Below are 21631 nucleotides of genomic sequence, written 5' to 3' on the forward strand. Positions count from 1 at the left end.
GAAAGATATAGGTTGGATGAAGGGGGATCATTTTCAGTATGAAGACGCCGCCGGTAAACGGGCGCGCGTGGGTGGTGTGCGAGGTCGTATACTTGTGCAGAGAGTCCATGTGAGTAGGGGGAAAATATCCACTGAGAAGGGGCGGTGATGTGGAGTATTTAAAGATTGAAATTGAAAGAGAGATTAAGGCTAATTCGATTAAGGCTGAGCGGTTTGAAGAGGTGGAGTTGCGAGGCTTGCTAGATTATTTAGATTTGAATTTTTATGGTGGTTGCGGAAATCTTGATTCGTTTTATATGCAGGGGGCTTGTAGGTATTATGACGAAAATTTCTGGAGAGGCATATCCAAGCGCCCTGAAGAGTTTGTGTACTTGTTGGTGCTGGATGAAAAGTGGCATGCCTGGAAGTTTGAGGGTAAGGAGGGGTTACAGCTTTTGATAAACGAAACTACGGCGTTTAGATTTTGGCTACTTGATGCTACAAGACACGTGTTGGTCTATTTCGGGGATAGTGATTGCGTGCATTGGTCGCGGGTAGAGTGATGGGGTGCCACGATTTTTTATTGACTGCAAAAGGCTGGTGCTGCGTTGCCAGCTCACTCGGACCGAAATGCCTCAAGAATTGTACGTGGTCCTTTCCGGTTACCGCGAGTTCATCCCGGCCGCGCCCCCCTTGTAACGGGTTGCGTAGTGCTGCGGGGTTACCCCGTGCACGCGACGGAAGGCACCGATGAAGTGGCTCTGGTCATAAAAGCCCAGGTCGAGCGCCACGTCCTGCGGGTGCTGGCCTGCGCGCAGGCGGCGCCGCGCTTCGATCAGGCGCAGCTGCATGTGGTACTGCAGCGGCCCAAGGCCAGTGGCTTTCTTGAAGCAGCGCGCGTAGTGGTATTTGCTGAGCCCGGCCAGCTGCGCCAGTTGCTCAAGCTCCAGGCGGCTGTCGAGGCTCGCGTTCATCGCAGCCAGGCTGCGGCTGACAGCGACCGACTGTTCGCCCGGCGTGGCCGTGGGTTGTTCGAGCAATTGCGCCACCAGCAACAGCAAGGCCTGCTCGCGCTCGCCGGCGTCGGCCCGAGCCAGGTCGAGCAGGGCTGCAAACAGGCCGGGGTGTTCGAGGATGCCCTGCTCGAACGCCGGGGGCTGGTCGGTCGAGCGCAGATTGTTGTCACCGATCACCTGGCGCAGGGTGTCGGTGGCCAGGTGCAGGCTGATGTATTCCACGCCGTCGGGGCCGAAGGTCGAAGCCTGCACGGCCAATGGGTTGTACAAGGTTACGCGGCGGGCGGGTACGGCCAGCTCGCGACCGTCCAGCCATATCTGTTCGGCGCCTCGCAAATTGGCACCCAGCACGTATTCGTCGTGGGTATGGCGAGCAAAACTGGCACTGCCCTGCGCGTGCACCCACGACAACTCCAGCTGTGCGCAGGCGAGCAGGGGTTGGCTGGTCAACGGCATGGGACGCTTCCCTGTGGCGGATCTGGGCTACGCTATCGAACCAGCATGGCCCGGTGCAATGCCCTCCACGTCAATTCAGCGAGACCGATGATGATGAACCCGATCCCCGTTCGCTACGAAGATGGCCGGGCGCTGACCCTCGCCGGCTTCGCCGAGCGCTTCAATATGGCCGATCTCAGTGGGCTGCCGCGCCTGTGGCAGCGCTTCGGGCCGCATATCGAGCATGTGCCCGGTGCCCATGGCCATGACAGTTATGGTGTGTGCTACAACCCCGACGAGCAGGGCGGCTTCGACTATTTGGCCGGCGTCGAGGTCGCTGCGACTGCCGGGTTGCCCGCCGGCTTCACTCACCTGACGCTCTCGCCCCAGCACTATGCGGTGTTTGAACACCACGGCAGCCTGCAGGGGCTCAAGGCGACCTTCGACGGCATTTTCCAGCAGTGGCTGCCTGCCTCCGGCGAGCGCTCGGCCAATGCCGCAGTGTTCGAGCGCTACCCGGCCGGGTTCGACCCTGCCGACCCACAGGCCGTGATGGAAATCTGGATTCCGCTCGAGCGCCGCTGAGGCACCGGGAAATTCTTGCAGGTGCTGTCGAATTGCCCGATCCCCGTTCGACCAAAGGTGAACGCAACATCAACGCCGTCGCCCCAACGTCCGGAGGACACATCGATGAACAGCGCAGCCGAACATGAAATCCGCCAACTGATCGAGCACTGGATCCAGGCCGTGCGTGATCGCGATGTCGACAAGATCGTCGCGCCCTATGCCGACGACATCCTCGCCTTCGATGCGATCCAGGCCCTGCAGTTCAAGGGTAAGGCCGCCTACCGCGCGCACTGGGAAATGTGCATGGGGATGTGCACCGGCCCCATGGTATTCGAAGTGGCGCAACTGACCGTGCATGCCGACGGCGATCTGGGCCTGGCCCACTGGCTCAACCGCTGCGGGCCTTCCGACGATGAAAGCCAGTGCGGCTTCATGCGGGTCACGGTGGGGTACCGGCGCCAGGCGGGTCAATGGCAGGTCATCCATGAGCACTGGTCGGCACCCTTCGACATGGAAACGCAAAAAGCCCTGTTCGACCTCAAGCCCTGAAGCCTGTCGACCGCCCATCGCCACCCCACGCTGGAGACGATCATGAAATACCTGTGCCTGGTCTACTGTGATGAAGGGCTGTTGCACAGCCTGCCCGACAGCCCCGAAGACGCCGAATGCATGGCCTACGCCGAGTCCATCCAGGGCTCCGGGCGCATGCTTGCCGCCGAGGCGCTCAAGCCGGTGCAGACCGCGACCACGGTGCGCGTGCGCGGTGGGCACATGAGCCTCACCGACGGCCCGTTCGCCGAAACCAAGGAGCAGTTGGCGGGCTTCTACCTGGTCGATGCCCGCGACCTCAACGAGGCGCTGAACATCGCCAAGGGCATCCCGGCTGCACGGGTTGGCAGTGTTGAAGTGCGGCCCGTACGCGAACTGCAACCCTGACGGAGAACAACCAGCATGACACTGGCGCAACCGCTACAGGCCCCGCACGAGCTGTCCATCAGCCGACTGATCGATGCCCCGCCGGCCAAGGTGTTCCGGGCCTGGACCGAACCCCAATGGCTGATGCAGTGGTGGGGGCCGCACGGCATGACCACCCCGGAATGCGAAATGCAACTGTGGGCAGGCGGGTTGTTCCGCACCTTGATGCGTGCGCCCGACGGCAGCGAATACCCGCATCAGGGCGTGTTCCTGGAAATCCACCCACCGCACCGATTGGTTTTCACTGATGCCTTCCGCCCAGGCTGGGTGCCGTCGGACAAAGCCTTCATGACCGCCGTGGTCACCTTCGACGAAGAGCATGGCAAGACACGCTATACCGCGCGTGCCTGGCACTGGAGTGCCGCCGATTGCCTCGCCCATGAAGAAATGGGCTTTCATCAGGGCTGGGGAGAAAGCCTGGACCGCCTGGTGGAGGTAGTGACCCAGCGGATGCAGGACTGATGCAAGCGCCGGCGCAGGTACGCGAGGAGGCCGAGGCGGTCTATCGCCGCGACTCGCGGCGCATCCTGGCTACCCTGATTCGCTTGCTGGGGGATTTCGACCTGGCCGAGGAGGCCATGCACGATGCCTTCTTCATTGCCGTCGAGCGTTGGCAGCGCGACGGCATCCCCGACAATCCGCGGGCCTGGCTGGTCTCGACCGGGCGTTTCAAGGCTATCGACGCCTTGCGCCGACGAGCCCGTTTCGACCGTTCCCAGGCCGACCTGATCATGCTGCTCGAAGGCGAGGCGCACGACCCCGGCGATGAGGAGCTGCTGGCCGACGATCGTCTGCGTCTGATCTTCACCTGCTGCCACCCGTCGCTGGCCTTCGATGCCCAGGTGGCGCTGACCCTGCGCGAGGTGTGCGACCTCACCACCGAGCAGATAGCCCGTGCCTTCCTGCAGAGCCCGACGACCATCGCCCAGCGTATCGTGCGCGCCAAGGCGAAGATCCGTGATGCCGGGATCCCCTACCAGGTGCCCGCCCTGAACGAGTTGCCCGAGCGTTTGGAAAGTGTGTTGCGGGTGATTTACCTGGTGTTCAACGAAGGCTATTCGGCTTCGACGGGTGAAGACGTGGTGACCCAGGCGTTGACCGATGAGGCTATTCGCCTGGGCCGGTTGGTTGGGCAGTTGCTGCCGGATGCCGAGGTGCTCGGCCTGCTGGCGCTGATGTTGCTGCAGGCCTCGCGGCAAAGAGCGCGCAGCGATGCCGACGGCGAACTGGTGGTGCTCGATGAGCAGGACCGCAGCCTGTGGGATCGGGCGCAGATCGAGGAAGGTTGCCAGTTGGTGCAGCAGGCGCTGCGCAGCCGGGCGTTCGGGCCCTACAGCCTGCAGGCTGCGATTGCTGCCGTGCATGCCGAAGCGCCCAGCGCCGAAGCCACGAACTGGGGGGAGATTGTCGGTTTGTACGAGGTGCTGCAACGGCATTGGCCGTCACCGGTGGTCGAGCTCAACCGTGCAGCGGCGCTGGCCCGTCGGGATGGCGCGCAGGTGGGCTTGCAGGCGGTGGAGGCGATTCTGGCGCGTGGCGAGTTGGGCGATTATCACCTGGCCCATGCCGCGCGGGCCGAGCTGCATCGGCAGTTGGGCAACATCGAAGAGGCTCGCAGTGCCTGGCAGCAGGCATTGGCGTTGACTCGGCAGGGGCCGGAACGGCGGCATATCGAGCGACGCCTGCGCGAGCTGGGCTAGGCACAACCCTCGCAAGCCCGTGCTCTGTAGGGCAACTGTCTAGTGTCACTCGCACTGGCCTCATCGCCGGCAAGCCGGCTCCCACATGAGCGTGGCGCGATCCTTGTGGGAGCTGGCTTGCCAGCGAAAGGGGCCTGCAAGGCCCCCAAGAACAGTTATCAGCTGGCGACGAAATTCGGCGGGCTCACCAGTTCGACGGTCTGCTGCTTGCGCGGTGCCAGGATCTCGGCCTCACCCGCGACCACCAGTTCGTCGTTCTGGTTGTACACGTTGGTGGCGATGCGCACCTTGAACTTGGGCAGCTTCTCGAGGACTTCCAGGCGCACGGTCAGGGTGTCGCCGATCTTGACCGGCTTCTGGAAGCTCATCTGCTGACCCAGGTAGATGGTGCCGGGGCCGGGCAGGGTGCAGGCCACTGCGGCGCTGATCAGCGCACCGCTGAACATGCCGTGGGCGATGCGTTCGCGGAACATGCTCTTGGCGGCGAACTCGGCGTCCAGGTGCACCGGGTTGTGGTCACCGGACATCGCGGCGAACAGCTGGATGTCGCGTTCTTCCACGGACTTCTTGTACTCAGCTTTCTGGCCGACTTCGAGGGCTTCGTAAGGCGTGTTGCTGACCTGGGTCATCGGGGCTTCCTTGTGGGGCGGGCGAGGGTGCCTATCATTCACTGCGGGCAGGGCGGCCAAGGGCCAGCGCCTGCTCCAGCCAGCCGATGATATCGGCACTGACCTCGTCGCGATGGGTTTCGTTGAGCACTTCGTGCCGTGCGCCAGGGTAGACGCGCAACTGCACGTGGCGGTTGCCGGTCGCGCGCAGGGCGTCGGCCAGAACCGTGAGACGCTTGCCGGCACTCACCGGATCACATTCACCGCCAATAACCAGTATTGGCAGGTTCGGATCGATCTGTGCGAGGTGCTTTGCCTGGCTGATCTGCGCCAGGCCCTGCAGCAGGTCGAGCCACAGTTGGTTGCTGCAGCGAAAGCCGCACAGTGGGTCGGCGATGTACTTGTCGACCTCGTCCGGGTCGCGGCTGAGCCAGTCGAAGGCGGTGCGGTTGGGCTCGAATGCCTTGTTGAACGCACCGAACGATAGCCAGTCGATCAGCGCGCTCTTGCCCAGCGGCCCCTGGCGCCAGGTTTCGAACCGGGCAATCAGGCGCGCGCTGCGGTACAGCGCTGCAGGCTGGAAGTTCGAGCCACTGAGGATCGCCCCCTGCAGGCTGGCGCTGTGGTGCAGCAGGTAGGCCTGGGCGATATAGCTGCCCATGCTGTGGCCAAACAGGAACAGCGGCGTGCCGGGAAACTGCTGGCCGATGTGCTGGGCCAGCAAGCCCAGGTCGTTGAGTACGGCATTCCAGCCATTGTGGCTGGCGAACAGGCCGAGGTGGCCCAGCTCGGCGGTGCGCCCATGGCCACGCAGGTCTGGCGCGAACAGGGCGTAACCGGCGTCATTCAGGGCATGCCCCAGGCGCTGGTAGCGCCCGGCATGCTCGGCCATGCCATGGGCCAGCAACACCACGGCCTTGACCGGCGTGGCCGGCAGCCATTGGTGCACGTAGAGGCTGCAATGCTCGCTGGCGGGCAGCCAGAAGGCGTCATGGGGCATGGCGGGTCCTTGCGCACGGAGTTCGAGGAACAGTGTATGCGCAAAGGCCACAATTGCAGGAAGGGCATAAATAAGATTCACAATGTTAATGGCAGCACTTGGCGTATTTGCCACCTTGGGCCGAACTGCTAACGTCGGCAGAACGCCTTTTTGCCACCTGGCATCAAGGTCAGGGAAGGTCCCGGCAGAGGAACAACAACAAATGCAAGCCGATTTCTGGAACGACAAGCGCCCGGCGGGCGTGCCTTCCACACTGGATCTGACGGCCTATGCGTCCGTCGTCGATGTCTTCGAACGCTCCTGCAAGCGCTTCGCCGACCGCCCGGCGTTCAGCAACCTGGGCGTGACGCTCAGCTATGCAGAGCTCGAACGCCACTCCGCGGCCTTCGCCGCCTGGCTGCAGCAGCATACCGACCTGGTACCGGGCGACCGCATCGCGGTGCAGATGCCCAACATATTGCAGTACCCCATCGCCGTGTTCGGCGCCCTGCGTGCCGGGCTGGTGGTGGTCAACACCAACCCGCTGTACACCGCCCGCGAGATGCGCCACCAGTTCAAGGACTCCGGGGCCCGCGCGCTGGTCTACCTGAACATGTTCGGCAGCCGCGTGCAGGAGGTGTTGCCCGACACCGGCATCGAGTATCTGATCGAGGCGAAGATGGGCGACCTGCTGCCCGCCGCCAAGGGCTGGTTGATCAATACCGTGGTCGACAAGTTGAAGAAGATGGTGCCTGCCTATCAACTGCCCCAGGCGGTGTCGTTCAAGCAGGTGCTGCGCCAGGGGCGCGGGCTGACCCACAAACCGGTGCCGCAAGTGCACGAAGATATCGCCGTGCTGCAGTACACCGGCGGCACCACTGGCCTGGCCAAGGGTGCCATGCTCAGCCACGGCAACCTGGTGGCCAACATGTTGCAGGTATTGGCTTGCTTCGCCCAGCACGGCCCCGACGGTCAGCCGCTGATCAAGGAAGGCCAGGAGGTGATGATCGCGCCGCTGCCGCTGTATCACATCTATGCCTTCACCGCGAACTGCATGTGCATGATGGTCACCGGCAACCACAACGTGCTGATCACCAACCCCCGCGACATCTCGGGTTTTATCAAGGAACTGGGCAAGTGGCGGTTCTCGGCGCTGTTGGGGCTGAACACTCTGTTCGTCGCCTTGATGGACCACCCAGGCTTCAAGTCGTTGGATTTCTCCGCGCTCAAGGTCACCAATTCCGGCGGTACTGCGTTGGTCAAGGCCACGGCCGAACGTTGGGAGGCGCTGACTGGCTGTCGCATCGTCGAAGGCTACGGCCTGACCGAGACGTCCCCGGTGGCCAGCACCAACCCTTATGGCCAACTGGCGCGGTTGGGGACGGTGGGCATTCCTGTGGTCGGCACGGCGTTCAAGGTGATCGACGACGAGGGTAACGAGCAGCCGCTGGGCGAGCGCGGCGAGCTGTGCATCAAGGGGCCGCAGGTGATGAAGGGCTACTGGCAGCAACCGGAGGCCACGGCCCAGGCGCTTGATGTCGATGGCTGGTTCAAGACCGGCGACATCGCGATCATCGACCCGGACGGTTTCACCCGTATCGTCGACCGCAAGAAGGACATGATCATCGTTTCGGGTTTCAACGTGTACCCCAACGAAATCGAGGACGTGGTGATGAACCATCCGCAGGTGGCCAGCTGTGCGGTCATCGGCGTGCCGGACGAGCGCTCCGGCGAAGCGGTCAAGCTGTTCGTGGTACCGCGTGACGGGGGGCTCAGCGTCGATGAGCTCAAGGCTTACTGCAAGGCCAACTTCACCGGCTACAAGGTGCCCAAGCACATCGTGCTGCGTGATTCGTTGCCGATGACGCCGGTGGGCAAGATCCTGCGTCGGGAGCTGCGCGACATCGCCTGAGGCTTTGAAGGTCCTGTGGGAGCGGGTTTACCCGCGAAGGCGTAGGCGGGGCCACTGCCAAGTTCGCGGGTGAACCCACTCCCACAGCGATAATGGCTCTACTTCGGCATTTTCAGCCGAAATCGCGACACTTTGGCTAAATACTCTAAAAATGACCTGGATAATTCTTTGAGTCATTTTTGTGACCGCAAGGCCAATTTCGGCCTCTAGGCGACCCCTGGTAAAGCTGTTACTCTCGGCGCGCTTTCCGAGGATCCGGTTTGCAATGAGCCGGCTTCGCATATCAATAATAAGCGCATCGACGCGTACCGAATTCGCTGTTGCTGAAGGAGCGGGCTTCCATGATCGAACATTTTTGGAAGGATAAGTACCCAGCCGGGGTCACGGCGGACATCAATCCTGACGAATTCCCCAATATCCAGGCGGTTCTCAAGCAATCCTGCCAACGCTTTGCCGACAAACCTGCCTTTAGCAACCTGGGCAAGACCATCACCTACGGCGAGTTGTATGCGCTGTCCGGCGCATTTGCCGCCTGGCTGCAGCAGCATACCGACCTGAAGCCGGGCGATCGCATCGCTGTTCAACTGCCCAACGTCCTGCAATACCCTGTCGCCGTGTTCGGCGCCATGCGTGCCGGGCTGATCGTGGTCAACACCAACCCGCTGTACACCGCGCGGGAGCTGGAGCACCAGTTCAACGATTCCGGCGCCAAGGCACTGGTGTGCCTGGCCAACATGGCGCACCTGGCCGAGAAGGTCGTGCCCAAGACCCAGGTCAAGCACGTCATTGTCACCGAAGTGGCCGACCTGTTGCCACCGCTCAAGCGTTTGCTGGTCAACAGCGTTATCAAGTACGTGAAGAAGATGGTGCCGGCCTACAACCTGCCCAATGCCGTGCGCTTCAACGATGCGCTGGCCCTGGGCAAGGGCGGCGCGGTGACCGAGGCCAACCCGCAGGCCAACGATGTGGCCGTGCTGCAGTACACCGGCGGCACCACCGGCGTGGCCAAGGGCGCGATGCTCACCCACCGCAACCTGGTCGCCAACATGCTGCAGTGCCGTGCGCTGATGGGCTCGAACCTGCACGAAGGCTGCGAGATCCTCATCACCCCGCTGCCGCTGTACCACATCTACGCCTTCACCTTCCATTGCATGGCCATGATGCTGATCGGTAACCACAACATATTGATCAGCAACCCGCGTGACCTGCCGGCCATGGTCAAGGAGCTGGGCAAGTGGAAGTTCAGCGGCTTCGTCGGCCTGAACACCCTGTTCGTCGCCCTGTGCAACAACGAAACCTTCCGCAACCTGGACTTCTCGGGGCTGAAAATCACCTTGTCCGGTGGCATGGCGCTGCAGCAGAGCGTTGCCGAGCGCTGGAAGACGGTGACCGGCTGCGCCATCTGTGAAGGTTACGGCATGACCGAGACCAGCCCGGTGGCGTCGGTCAACCCGTCCGAGGCCAACCAGGTCGGCACCATTGGCATCCCGGTACCTTCTACCCTGTGCAAGGTCATCGACGACAACGGCCAGGAACTGCCGCTGGGCGAAGTGGGCGAACTGTGCATCAAGGGCCCGCAGGTGATGAAGGGCTATTGGCAGCGCGAAGAAGCCACGGCTGAAATCCTCGACAGCAATGGCTGGCTGAAGACCGGCGATATCGCCGTGATCCAGCCGGACGGCTACATGCGCATCGTCGACCGCAAGAAGGACATGATCCTGGTCTCGGGTTTCAACGTGTACCCCAACGAACTCGAAGACGTGCTCGCCGCCTTGCCGGGTGTGCTGCAGTGCGCCGCCATCGGCGTGCCGGACGAAAAATCCGGCGAGGTGATCAAAGTGTTCATCGTGGTCAAGCCGGGCATGACCGTCACCAAGGAGCAGGTGATGGAGCACATGCGCGCCAACGTCACCGGCTACAAGGTGCCGCGCTACATCGAGTTCCGCGATGCACTGCCGACCACCAACGTTGGCAAGATCCTGCGCCGCGAGCTGCGTGATGAAGAGCTGAAGAAGCAGGGCCTGAAGAAGATCGCCTGATAGCCTTCACCGGCCTCTTCGCGGGTAAACCCGCTCCCACAGGAGTCGCGCCATTTTCAGAATCGGCGATGAACCTGTGGGAGCGGGTTTACCCGCGAATGGGCCAGTGAAAATCAGCGCAGCTTTTCAAGCATCTGGTAGTACCACATCCCCGCCGCCAACAGCGGATTCCCCAGCAGATCCCCCATCGGCACCTTGATGTGCTTGCACGCCGCAAAGGTGTCGAATTTCTCCAGCGTCCCGGTCAATGCCTCGGCCATGATCTCGCCCATGATGTGGCTGGTGGCGATGCCATGCCCGGAATACCCCTGGCAGTACCACACGTTGTCCGACAGCTTGCCCAGCTGCGGGATGCGGTTGACCACGATGCCCATGGCGCAGCTCCACTGGAACTCGATCGGCACGCCTTTCAGCGCCGGGAAGGTGCGTTCGATGCACGGGCGCAGTTCGGCCTCGATATCCCGCGAATCACGCCCGGAATAGTTGGCGCCGCCGCCGAACAGCAAGCGCTTGTCGGCGGTCAGGCGGTAGTAATCGAGGACGAAGCGGCAGTCGTACACCGCCAGGTCCTGGGGGTTGATCTGCGCGGCCAGTTCACCCAGTGGCGCGGTGGTGACGATGCCGCCCATGGCCGGGAAAATCTTGCCCTTGAGCTGGCGCTTTTCCAGCTTGTGGTACACATCGCCGGCCAGCATCACCTGCCGCGCCTCGATCCGGCCGTGGGCGGTGACCACCGCCGGGCGCGGGCCGTGGACGATGTCCAGGACCTCGGAGTTTTCGAAGATCAGTGCGCCCAGGCTGTGTGCCGCGCGGGCCTCGCCCAGGCACAGGTTGAGCGGGTGCAGGTGCAGGTTGCGGCGGTTCTTCAGCGCGCCGATATACAGCGGGCTTTGCAGGTGCTCGGCCATGGCGGCGCGGTCGAGCAATTGCACCTGGTCGCCCATGCCGCGGCGCTGGGCCTCGGCCTCGAAGGCGCGCAGTTCGTTCAGGTGCGAGGGCTTCATCGCCGCATGCAGGTGGCCGCGCTTGAGGTCGCAGGCAATGCCATAGCGTTGCACCCGCTGCTCGATGATCTGGTGCCCGCGCCAGCGCAGGTGCCAGATGAAGTCATCCACCTCGGCGCCGAGCCGGTCACGCATTTGCGTGCGCATGGCCTCGTCGCCCGACAGGCTGCCGGTCACCTGCCCGCCGTTGCGCCCACTGGCGCCCCAGCCGATGCGGTTGGTCTCGACGATGGCGACCTTCAGGCCGCGCTCGGCCAGTTCCACTGCGGTGGCAACACCGGTGAAACCGCCGCCGATGATCGCCACGTCGACCTGCACCGTGCCCTTGAGGGTGGGGTATTCGCTGTGGTCGTTGAGGGTGGCGCTGTAGTAGGACGGCGCGCGCTGGGCAGGCCCTTTGTTCACTGCTGCGTTCATGAGTGTTCCTTGTTGTAATTCGTCTGTCAGGCCTGGTGCAGGTACCAGCGCCAGTCCTGCTCGCCCACTTCGGCCATGAACTGGCGGTATTCGGCGCGCTTGACCTTCAGGTACACACCCAGGAAGGCCTCGCCGAAGGCTTCCCGGGCCCAGGCCGAACGCTCGAGGGCATCGAGGGTGGTGAGCCAGTCGGTGGGCAGGTGCTCGGTGGCCTGGGCATAGCCGTTGCCTTGCACCGGTGCGCCTGGGTCGAGCTGCTCACGAATGCCTTGGTGGCTGGCGGCCAGAATCGCTGCGGCGGCCAGGTAAGGGTTGGCGTCGGCGCCGCAGATGCGGTGCTCCACATGCCGGCTGTTGGCCGGCCCGCCCGGCACGCGCAGGCTGACGGTGCGGTTGTCGACGCCCCAGGTCGGCGCCAGCGGCGCATAGCTGTTGGCCTGGAAGCGGCGGTACGAGTTGGCGTTGGGGCAGAACAGCAGCAGCGATTCGCGCAGGTGGCGCAGCATGCCGGCGACCGCCTGGCGCAGCAGCGGGGTGCCGGCCTTGTCCTCGCTGGCGAACAGGTTGTTGCCGTCGGCATCCGCCAGGCTCAGGTGCATGTGCATGCCGGTGCCGGCCAGTTGGGCGAACGGCTTGGCCATGAAGCAGGCCTGCATGCCGTGGGCGTGGGCGACGCCTTTGACCAGGCGTTTATAGCGCACGGCCTGGTCCATCGCCTCCTGCGCATCGCCATGCTCCAGGGTGATTTCGACCTGGCCCGGGGCATATTCGGAGATCGCCGTGCGTGCCGGGATGCCCTGGGCCTTGCAGGCGGCATACAGGTCGGCGAGGAAGGGTTCGATCTGTTCCAGCTCGCGCAGGCCATAGACTTGCGTCGTGCGCGGTCGGCCACCGTCGTTGTCCAGCGCCGGTTGCGGGCGGCCCTGGGCGTCGCGCTGCTGGTCGAGCAGGTAGAACTCCAGCTCGCAGGCCATCACCGGGTAGTAACCGTCGGCCTTGAGCGCATCGATGGTGCGCAGCAGTACGTGACGCGGATCGGCGATGCTGGCTGGCATGCCTTCGCTGGGGTGCATGCTGACCTGCACCGCGGCGGTCGGCACCCGGCGCCAGGGCAGGCGCACCAGGCTGCCCTCCAGCGGGTAAGCGCGGCAGTCGATGTCGCCGACATCCCAGACCAGCCCGGAGTTTTCCACGTCGTCGCCGTTGAGGGTAAGGCCGAGGATGGTGCTCGGCAGCGGGCGACCGGTTTCGAACACCGCCAGCAGTTCATCGCGGTGCAGCAGCTTGCCGCGTGGCACGCCGTTGGCGTCGAGGATGAACAGTTCGATCAGGTCGATATCGGGGTTGTCGGCCAGGAAACGCCTGGCTTGCTCTGCGGGTGCAAAGTGCATGGTGGAATTCGCTCGCGCCCACGGGCGCACAGGACCGCCGTGTAGGTTCGGTCGGTCGTACTGAAAAGGTCGGCAGTGATGCCGCAACGGGTCAGTGAGTGGCGAGCGAGGTGTCTGGTGGGCGCGCGTGGCGGCAATGCCACAGGGCCCAGAAGGCGAGGATGACATGCACCAGCGGATTCTCGCCGGCACGGGCCCTGGCCTTCGGCAGCGAAGGGCGAGGCAGCGGGCGGGCGATGAGCGTGTCGGGGAGCATGCTTGGGATACTCACATGGCGCGTAAGGTTGATTAAAGCAGTGAATGGCGACGTTCAGATTGTGTTCGGCTAAACATTGATCGCGGGGCAAGCCCGCTCCCACGGGTTCGTGGGAGCGGGCTTCCCCCGCGACAGGGCCGGTACTGCCAGCAAACAACCGGCAAATCTGCGACAATCCCGCCCCTTCGAATGCCGATCATGAATAAGCAGCGCCCGCTGCATCATTAAAAAGCCCCATGACAGACCACGCCATCGACCAACTGCTGAACAACCTCGACCACGCCATGATCGCCGACCGCCATCGCCTGCGCCGGCAACTGCACGAGCTGCGCAAGCGCCCCGATGAGGCCAGGCTTGCGCAGTGGGTGGAGAAGGTCCAGGCCTCCTTTGCCCAGGTCACCGCGCGCCAGCAGAGCGTGCCGAGCATCCGTTACGACGACAGCCTGCCGATTGCGGCCAAGCGTGACGAGATCAAGAAGGCCCTGGCCGAACACCAGGTGCTGGTGATCGCCGGCGAGACCGGTTCGGGCAAGACCACCCAATTGCCGAAGATCTGCCTGGAGCTGGGGCGCGGCAGCCATGGCCTGATCGCCCACACCCAGCCCCGGCGGATCGCCGCGCGCAGCGTGGCGACGCGGGTCGCCGAAGAACTCGGCACGCCGTTGGGCGCGCTGGTCGGTTACCAGGTGCGCTTCGAGGACCAGAGCGACTCGAACACCCTGGTCAAACTGATGACCGACGGCATCCTGCTGGCCGAAACCCAGCATGACCGCTTCCTCGAGCGCTACGACACGATCATCGTCGACGAGGCCCACGAGCGCAGCCTGAACATCGATTTCCTGCTGGGCTACCTCAAGACCCTGCTGCACCGTCGCCCGGAGCTGAAGCTGATCATCACCTCGGCGACCATCGACCTGGAGCGTTTCTCCAAGCACTTCGACCGCGCGCCGATCATCGAGGTGTCCGGGCGCACCTACCCGGTGGATACCTGGTATCGCCCGTTGACCAGCGAGCAGGACGAGGAGGGCAACCAGATCGAGGACGACCTCTCGGTCGACCAGGCAATCCTCGCCACCCTCGACGAGATTGCCCAGCACGAACGCAGCCAGGGCAAGGGGCCGGGCGATGTGCTGGTGTTCCTGCCCGGCGAGCGCGAGATCCGCGATGCCGCCGAGATCCTGCGCAAGGCGCAACTGCGCCATACCGAGATCCTGCCACTGTACGCACGCCTGTCGCCGGCCGAGCAACAGCGGATCTTCCAGTCCCACAGCGGGCGCCGTGTCGTGTTGGCGACCAACGTTGCCGAAACCTCGTTGACGGTGCCGGGCATCCGCTATGTCATCGACAGTGGTACCGCGCGCATCAGCCGCTACAGCTACCGGGCCAAGGTCCAGCGCCTGCCGATCGAGGCGGTGTCCCAGGCCAGCGCCAACCAGCGTAAAGGCCGATGCGGCCGGGTCGAGCCGGGTATCTGCATCCGTCTGTACAGCGAGGAGGACTTCAACGGTCGGCCGGCGTTCACCGACCCAGAGATCCTGCGTACCAACCTGGCGGCGGTGATCCTGCAGATGCTGCACCTGCGTCTGGGTGCCATCGACGCGTTCCCGTTCATCGAGCCGCCGGATGGCAAGGCCATCAGCGATGGCTTCAACCTGTTGCAGGAGCTGTCGGCGGTCAATCGCGAGAACCAGCTCACGCCGCTGGGCCGCCAGCTGGCGCGCCTGCCGATCGACCCGCGGCTGGGCCGCATGCTGCTCGAAGGCGCTCGCCTGGGCAGCCTGCAAGAGGTGTTGATCGTTGCCAGTGCGCTGTCGGTGCAGGACCCGCGTGAGCGCCCGCCGGAGCGCCAGCAGGCTGCCGACCAGGCCCATGCCCAGTGGAAGGACGTCGATTCCGACTTCGCCGCCCTGGTCAACCTGTGGCGCGGTTTCGAGGAGCAGCGCCAGGCGCTGACCGCCAACCCGCTGCGCAACTGGTGCCGGAAGAACTTCCTCAACTACCTGCGCCTGCGCGAGTGGCGCGATGCCCATCGTCAGCTGGCGCTGATCTGCCGCGACCTGCAGCTTGCGGTGAACAAAGACCCGTGCGATTACCCGCGCATGCACAAGGCGATCCTCAGCGGCCTGCTCAGTCAGATCGGCCACAAGGCCGAAGAGGGCGATTACCAGGGCGCGCGTCAGCGCCGCTTCTGGATTCATCCGTCGTCCGGCATCGGCCGCAAGCGCCCGCAGTGGGTGATGGCCGCCGAACTGGTGGAAACCACCAAGCTGTATGCGCGCATGGTGGCCAAGATCGAGCCGGACTGGATCGAACCGCTGGCCACCCACCTGATCAAGAAGAACCACTTCGAGCCCCATTGGGAGAAGAAGCGCGGGCAGGTGGTGGCTTACGAGCAGATCACCCTGTACGGGCTGATCGTGGTCGGCCGTCGGCCGGTGCACTTTGGCCCGATCGACCCGGTCACGTCACGGGAGCTGTTCATCCGCGAGGGGCTGGTCGGTGGCGAGATCCAGTCGCGGGCCAAGTGCCTGGCGGCCAACAAGCGCCTGCTCGAGCAGCTCGACGAGCTGGAAGCCAAGGCGCGCCGGCGCGATATCCTGGCCGATGAAGAGACGCTGTACGCCTTCTACGAGGCGCGCCTGCCGCAAGAGATTCACCAGACCGCGACCTTCGACGCCTGGTACCGGATGACCAGCCAGAAGGATGCCAACCTGCTGATCATGCGCGAGGAAGACGTGCTGGCCCGCGAGGCCAGCGAGGTGACCGCCGCGCAGTACCCGGACCATCTGCAGGTGGGCGAGCTGCGCCTGTCGCTGAGCTATCACTTCGAGCCCAACCACCCGCGCGATGGTGTGACCGTGCGGGTGCCGGCGCCGCTGCTGCCGAGTCTGCCGGGCGAACGCCTGGAATGGCTGGTGCCGGGGCTGCTCGAGGCCAAGTGCATTGCCCTGGTGCGCAACCTGCCCAAGGCCTTGCGCAAGAACTTCGTGCCGGTGCCGGACTTCGTCAAGGCGGCGCTGTCGCGCATGACCTTCGGCCAGGGCGGCCTGCCGCAGGCGCTGGGGCAGGAACTGCTGCGCATGACCGGGGCACGGGTGTCCGATGAAGCCTGGGCGGAAGCCGCCGGGCTGGTGGAAGGCCACCTGCGCATGAACATCGAAGTGGTCGACGCCGCGGGCAAGTTCCTCGGTGAGGGCCGTGACCTGGCCGAGCTGACCGCGCGCTTCGCCGCCGCCAGCCAGGCGGCGTTGGCCCTGCCGCGCAACGAGAAGGCCGAGCAGCCGGTGCAGGCCAAGGCATTCACTCAGGTGGCGCAGACCGCCCAGCAGAAGATTGCCGGGCTGTCGATGACCGTCTACCCGGCGCTGGTCGAGGACAATGGCAGCGTGCGCGAGGGGCGTTTCTCCACCCAGGCCGAAGCCGAGTTCCAGCACCGTCGCGCACTGCAGCGCCTGCTGCTGCAGCAACTGGCCGAGCCGGCCAAGTTCCTGCGCGGCAAGCTGCCGGGGCTGACCGAACTGGGCTTGCTGTACCGCGAGCTGGGGCGGGTCGAGGCGTTGGTCGAGGACATCCTGCTGGCCAGCCTCGACAGTTGCATCCTCGAGGGCGAAGAGCCCTTGCCCCGCGATGGTGCTGGCCTGGCGTCGCTGGCCGAGCGCAAGCGCGGCAGCTGGATTGAGCATGCCGAACGCCTTGCACGCCTGACCCTTGAGGTGCTGAAGCTGTGGCATGGCCTGCAGAAGCGCTTCAAGGGCAAGATCGACCTGAGCCAGGCGGTGGCGCTGAACGACATCAAGCAGCAACTGGCCAACCTGGTTTATCCGGGGTTTGTGCGCGAGACGCCGGGTATCTGGCTCAAGGAACTGCCGCGTTATCTCAAGGCGGTGGAACTGCGTCTGGAGAAGCTGGGGTCGCAGGTGCAGAAGGACCGGGTATGGAGCGGCGAACTGGCCAATTGCTGGGCCCAGTACAAGGCCCGTGCCGACAAGCATGCCCAGGAGGGCAAGCGTGACGAGCAGTTGCTGATGTATCGCTGGCTGCTGGAGGAGTACCGGGTGTCGCTGTTCGCCCAGCAGTTGGGTACGAAAGTGCCGGTTTCCGACAAGCGACTGAGCAAGCAGTGGAGTCAGGTGGAAGCCTAACCGTTGCAAGTTGTGGCAAACTTGACGGAATTTGCGGCCGCTGTGCGGCCGATCGCTGGCAAGCCAGCTCCCACAGGGGACGCATTGAACTGTGGGAGCTGGCTTGCCAGCGATCGAGGGCGCTGCCCTCGACTTTAAATTGGTACCAAGGTGCCATTATGTTGCCCTTTTCCCGGCCTGCGCCGCATGGCGATGGCCTTTGACCAGAGGAACGACCGTGCACAACGTCGTGATCAGCGGCACCGGCCTGTATACCCCGGCCCAGAGCATTTCCAACGAAGAACTGGTGGAGTCCTTCAACACCTGGTCGCAGCAGTTCAACCAGGACAACGCCGCAGCCATCGAGCGCGGCGAAATCGAGGCCGCGCCGTTGTCCGATGCCGCCTTCATCGAGAAGGCCTCGGGCATCAAGAGCCGCTTCGTGATGGACAAGGCCGGCATCCTCGACCCGCAGCGCATGAAGCCGCGCCTGGCTGAGCGCAGCAACGACGAACCCTCGGTGCTTTGCGAAATGGCCGTGGCTGCCGCCCGCCAGGCACTGGAGCGCGCTGGTCGCACTGCCGCCGATGTCGACGGCGTGATCGTCGCCTGCTCCAACCTGCAGCGCCCGTACCCGGCCATCGCCATCGAAGTGCAGCAGGCACTGGGCATCCAGGGCTTCGCCTTCGACATGAACGTGGCCTGCTCCTCGGCCACCTTCGGCATCCAGACCGCCGCCAACAGCGTGCAACTGGGCCAGGCGCGTGCGGTGCTGATGGTCAACCCGGAGGTGTGCACCGGCCACCTGAACTTCCGTGACCGTGACAGCCACTTCATCTTCGGTGACGCTGCCACTGCCGTGCTGATCGAGCGTGCCGACCAGGCCACCTCGAAGCACCAGTTCGACATCGTCAGCAGCAAGCTGTGGACCGAGTTCTCCAACAACATCCGCAACAACTTCGGTTTCCTCAACCGTGCGGCGGAGGAGGGCGAGGGCGCAGCGGACAAACTGTTCATCCAGGAAGGCCGCAAGGTGTTCCGTGAGGTGTGCCCGAAGGTGGCCGAGATCGTCGGCCAGCACCTGGAAGAGAACGACCTGCAGCCGAACGACGTCAAGCGCTTCTGGCTGCACCAGGCCAACCTGAGCATGAACCACCTGATCGTCAAGAAGCTGCTGGGGCGTGAGGTGGCCGAGGAAGAGGCTCCGGTGATTCTGGACCGTTATGCCAACACCAGTTCGGCGGGCTCGGTGATTGCCTTCCACCTGTACCAGGATGACTTGGCTGCGGGCTCGCTGGGGGTGTTGAGTTCGTTTGGCGCCGGGTATTCGATTGGTAGCGTGATTCTGCGCAAGCGCTGATGCTTGCTTGAAACGTGGGAGCGGCGGTGCGCCGATGCGACTTGCCGCTCCCACAGTTTCCAGCAGGCAAAAAAGGCAGGAAATGCTGGATGGGGTCAGCATTTCCCGCCTCAGAGTGAAACGAAAGGAGCGTGTCGCTTAGAACTTGGCTTCCAGGTCCACCTGGAGCGTGTCTACGTCAGCATCGCTGTTCGGCAGGTTGGAGTAGTCGGTCTTGGCCATCATGTAGGCCGCGCCGAGGGCGAAGTTCTTGTCGATCTCGTAGCCGACCTTGAACTTGTGGCCACGCGAACCGGTGAAGCCGTTACCGAAGTCAGAGTCGGTGAACAGGCTGACCACGGCGTTACGCTGCACGTCGCGGTAGTTGTAGTCCAGGCTCCAGGCACCCACCTTGGTTTTCAGACCGGCCAGCCAGGCCTTGTCCTTGCCGTCGGTGCTTTCGGTGTTCTTGACGAACTGGCCGTAGGCCGACAGCGGGATGGCGAAGCCGGTGAAGTCCAACTGACCGAAACCTTCCGCCAGGTTGAACTCGTTGGTGGTGTTGCCCAGCGAGCGCAGTGCCGCCGACTTCTTGTCGTTGTCGTAGCCGTAGATGCTGCCGCCAACGGTCAGCTTGAGGGTATCGGTCGCATTGAACTTGGCACCCAATTGACCGTGGTACAGCTGAGCGTCGTGCTTGAACTGCACGCCGTCGCCGTCGACGTTGTCCTTCAGGTTGTAATGACCGGCGCTGCCGAACAGTTCGGCGCCGCCCAGGTTGGTCTTGTAGGTGACGGCCAGGCCTTCGGGGTTGATGTCGCTGTCCCAGATGATGTCGCCCATGCTGACCCAAGGCTGCAGCATCTTGCCGCCGATCAGGTGCAGGTTCGGCACTGCGGTGGGGTGCCAGTCGAGGTAGGCCAGGTCGACCCACAGCGATTTCTTCTCGAAGTAGTTGTCCAGGCTCTGGTTGGTCGAGCGGGCATCGGCGCTGCTGCCGGTGGCCACACGTACGCCGGCGTCGACCTGCGGGTTGATCTCGCTGTAGAAGCCGACGCGGGCACGGACGCGCTCACGGTCCTGGTTGGGGCTGCGGGCGATCGGGTTGTCGACGTTGACGTCTTCGTAACGCAGGCGCACATCACCCTTGATCTGGGTCTTGGCGGCCCATGCCACTTTTTGTTCAAAGGAGCTCATACGTTCGGACTGAGCTTTCTGGTCGGCCTTTTCCTTGGTTTCTTTTGCCAGGTCGCCCTGCAGTTCGTTGTACTGCGCCTGGTTGATCGAACCATTGGCGCGGAGCATTTCGAGTAGCTTGGCGTCGACAGCAGCACTGGCTGGAGTACTCAGAGCCAGCATCATGCCGGTGAGGCTCACTCCAGTAAGTGTAGAAACAAGACGCATAAGGTTCTCCCTGTTGAATAAAGTGGGGAGGCTCACGCGGCCGCCCCCGAGTTGGCATGTCTTCGGAAAAGGCCTGACTAGACAGGTTCTGGGCATCCGAAAAACAGGCGCAAGTATTGCGGGGGGGAATGACAGAATAATGTCCAATTGGTGGCACTGCTGTTAAGTGAACAGCAGTTCAATTGAGTGTCGCGGCTGCATTGGCAATACTGCCCACTTCAATTCAACGAGTCGGAATCGTGATCAGCCTTCACAGCCTTGCCCATCTGCGCGACCTGCCGGCAACCACCTGGGATGCGCTGGTGCCCGATGGCCAACCCTTCCTGCGCCATGCCTTTCTCTGTGCCATGGAAGACAGCGGCAGTGTCGCGCCCGACAACGGCTGGGCCGCCGAACACCTGGTGCTGGAGCGCGACGGTGAGGTGCGGGCGCTGCTGCCGGCCTATCGCAAATGGCATTCGTTCGGCGAGTACGTGTTCGACCATGGTTGGGCCGACGCCTGCGAGCGTGCCGGCATCGCCTACTACCCCAAGCTGCTCGGCGCTGTGCCGTTCAGCCCGGTAAGCGGGCCGCGCCTGCTCAGTACCGACCCGGCCGATGGCCTGCTTTTGCTGCAGGCGATGCCGGAGTACCTGGGCAAGGGCGGATTGTCAGGGGCGCATATCAACTTCACTGATGCTGCGTTGGACGAGGCCATCGCCGATCTGCCGGGCTGGATGGAGCGCCTGGGGTGCCAATTTCACTGGCGCAACCGAGGCTACCGGGATTTCCAGGACTTCCTCGACACGCTCAGCTCGCGCAAGCGCAAGCAGATGCGCAAGGAGCGCGAGCAGGTGGCGGCGCATGGCATCGAGTTCGAGTGGTATCGGGGCGATCAACTGAGCGAGGCGCAGTGGGACTTCGTCTACTTGTGCTATGCCAACACCTACACCGTGCGCCGCCGTTCACCCTACCTGACCCGCGAATTCTTCAGCCTGATTGCCGCGGGCATGCCCGAGGCGATTCGGGTGGTGATTGCCCGACAGAATGGCCGCGAGGTGGCCATGGCCTTGAGCCTGGTGGGGGGCGACAGCCTCTACGGCCGTTACTGGGGTTGCCTGGACGAGTTCGACCGCCTGCATTTCGAGACCTGTTTCTACCAGGGCATGGACTTTGCCATGGCCGAAGGGCTGCAGCGTTTCGATGCCGGGGCGCAGGGTGAGCACAAGCTGATTCGAGGGTTCGAGCCGGTGATCACGCGGTCGTGGCACTACTTGCTGCATCCGGGGTTGCGGCGGGCGGTGGGGGATTTCCTGTTGCAGGAGCGGGCCGGGGTGCGGGCCTATGCCGAGGAAGCGCGGGGGATGTTGCCGTATCGTCAGGCATGAAGATCAAGGGGGCGTGGGAACAGCGTGGGAGCGGGCTTGCCCCGCGATGGCGTCAAATCAGGAGACACGATAGCCTGATCTGACGCCATCGCGGGGCAAGCCCGCTCCCACGCTGTCTTCCC

At 63.7% G+C, this 21631-nt stretch carries 17 protein-coding genes; 11 read left to right on the forward strand and 6 right to left on the reverse strand.

The features are described from left to right. Positions 1-149: 149 nt before the first annotated feature. Complete coding sequence (locus tag RTH46_RS03935; RefSeq protein ID WP_316905084.1) at positions 150-542, forward strand: hypothetical protein; 393 nt, start codon at positions 150-152, stop codon at positions 540-542. A gap of 99 nt (positions 543-641) precedes the next feature. On the opposite strand, the gene RTH46_RS03940 is transcribed toward RTH46_RS03935, so the two are convergent. Next, positions 642-1451 carry an AraC family transcriptional regulator gene (locus RTH46_RS03940; RefSeq protein WP_316905085.1) on the reverse strand — a complete coding sequence of 270 codons (810 nt, stop codon included), beginning with the start codon at positions 1449-1451 and terminating at the stop codon, positions 642-644. Positions 1452-1541: 90 nt separating this feature from the next. Here RTH46_RS03940 and RTH46_RS03945 point away from each other — a divergent pair, with 90 nt between their 5' ends. From RTH46_RS03945 to RTH46_RS03965, 5 genes are all read left to right on the forward strand, one after another. After that, entirely contained in the window at positions 1542-2015 is a 474-nt protein-coding gene (locus RTH46_RS03945; RefSeq protein ID WP_316905086.1) for a GyrI-like domain-containing protein, read from the forward strand. Between the two features lie 105 nt (positions 2016-2120). Continuing rightward, positions 2121-2546 carry a YybH family protein gene (locus RTH46_RS03950; protein WP_316905087.1) on the forward strand — a complete coding sequence of 142 codons (426 nt, stop codon included), beginning with the start codon at positions 2121-2123 and terminating at the stop codon, positions 2544-2546. Between the two features lie 42 nt (positions 2547-2588). Further along, the gene (locus tag RTH46_RS03955; RefSeq protein ID WP_110995919.1) at positions 2589-2933 is read left to right on the forward strand and encodes a YciI family protein; all 345 of its coding nucleotides are present in this window, start codon (positions 2589-2591) and stop codon (positions 2931-2933) included. A gap of 15 nt (positions 2934-2948) precedes the next feature. Continuing rightward, entirely contained in the window at positions 2949-3434 is a 486-nt protein-coding gene (locus RTH46_RS03960) for an SRPBCC family protein (RefSeq protein WP_316905088.1), read from the forward strand. Beyond that, positions 3434-4672, forward strand: a complete 1239-nt coding sequence (locus tag RTH46_RS03965) for an RNA polymerase sigma factor (protein ID WP_316905089.1) — start codon at positions 3434-3436, stop codon at positions 4670-4672. Before RTH46_RS03960 ends, RTH46_RS03965 begins: the two co-directional genes overlap by 1 nt. Before the next feature lie 158 nt (positions 4673-4830). Here the strand turns inward: RTH46_RS03965 and RTH46_RS03970 are convergent, their stop codons facing one another. Together RTH46_RS03970 and RTH46_RS03975 are read right to left on the reverse strand one after the other, a co-directional pair. Then, positions 4831-5301, reverse strand: a complete 471-nt coding sequence (locus tag RTH46_RS03970) for a MaoC family dehydratase (protein ID WP_110995916.1) — start codon at positions 5299-5301, stop codon at positions 4831-4833. A gap of 34 nt (positions 5302-5335) precedes the next feature. Next, positions 5336-6280, reverse strand: a complete 945-nt coding sequence (locus RTH46_RS03975; protein WP_316905090.1) for an alpha/beta hydrolase — start codon at positions 6278-6280, stop codon at positions 5336-5338. A gap of 202 nt (positions 6281-6482) precedes the next feature. Here RTH46_RS03975 and fadD2 point away from each other — a divergent pair, with 202 nt between their 5' ends. Both fadD2 and fadD1 read left to right on the forward strand, forming a co-directional pair. Next, complete coding sequence (fadD2, locus tag RTH46_RS03980) at positions 6483-8171, forward strand: long-chain-fatty-acid--CoA ligase FadD2 (protein ID WP_153785875.1); 1689 nt, start codon at positions 6483-6485, stop codon at positions 8169-8171. A gap of 341 nt (positions 8172-8512) precedes the next feature. Next, a complete protein-coding gene (fadD1, locus tag RTH46_RS03985) occupies positions 8513-10210 on the forward strand; it encodes a long-chain-fatty-acid--CoA ligase FadD1 (protein ID WP_279845608.1) in 1698 nt (565 codons plus the stop codon). 113 nt (positions 10211-10323) lie between these two features. Here fadD1 and RTH46_RS03990 read toward each other — a convergent pair whose 3' ends face one another. Beyond that, positions 10324-11631 carry an FAD-binding oxidoreductase gene (locus tag RTH46_RS03990; RefSeq protein WP_316905091.1) on the reverse strand — a complete coding sequence of 436 codons (1308 nt, stop codon included), beginning with the start codon at positions 11629-11631 and terminating at the stop codon, positions 10324-10326. 26 nt (positions 11632-11657) lie between these two features. Then, positions 11658-13022 (reverse strand): glutamine synthetase family protein, encoded by a 1365-nt coding sequence (locus tag RTH46_RS03995; RefSeq protein ID WP_316905092.1) that lies wholly within the window; start codon positions 13020-13022, stop codon positions 11658-11660. A 492-nt stretch (positions 13023-13514) separates the two neighbouring features. Here RTH46_RS03995 and hrpA point away from each other — a divergent pair, with 492 nt between their 5' ends. After that, positions 13515-17420 (forward strand): ATP-dependent RNA helicase HrpA, encoded by a 3906-nt coding sequence (gene hrpA / locus RTH46_RS04000; RefSeq protein ID WP_316905093.1) that lies wholly within the window; start codon positions 13515-13517, stop codon positions 17418-17420. A 217-nt stretch (positions 17421-17637) separates the two neighbouring features. Continuing rightward, on the forward strand, positions 17638-18759 hold the full coding sequence (locus RTH46_RS04005; RefSeq protein ID WP_279848915.1) for a beta-ketoacyl-ACP synthase III: 1122 nt from the start codon (positions 17638-17640) through the stop codon (positions 18757-18759). A 138-nt stretch (positions 18760-18897) separates the two neighbouring features. Here RTH46_RS04005 and RTH46_RS04010 read toward each other — a convergent pair whose 3' ends face one another. Further along, positions 18898-20142, reverse strand: a complete 1245-nt coding sequence (locus RTH46_RS04010) for a putative porin (protein WP_316905094.1) — start codon at positions 20140-20142, stop codon at positions 18898-18900. 239 nt (positions 20143-20381) lie between these two features. Here RTH46_RS04010 and RTH46_RS04015 point away from each other — a divergent pair, with 239 nt between their 5' ends. Further along, a complete protein-coding gene (locus RTH46_RS04015; protein WP_316905095.1) occupies positions 20382-21509 on the forward strand; it encodes a GNAT family N-acetyltransferase in 1128 nt (375 codons plus the stop codon). The last annotated feature ends 122 nt before the right edge of the window (positions 21510-21631 follow it).

This window comes from Pseudomonas sp. zfem004, from assembly GCF_032621715.1.
GTDB lineage: Bacteria > Pseudomonadota > Gammaproteobacteria > Pseudomonadales > Pseudomonadaceae > Aquipseudomonas > Aquipseudomonas sichuanensis.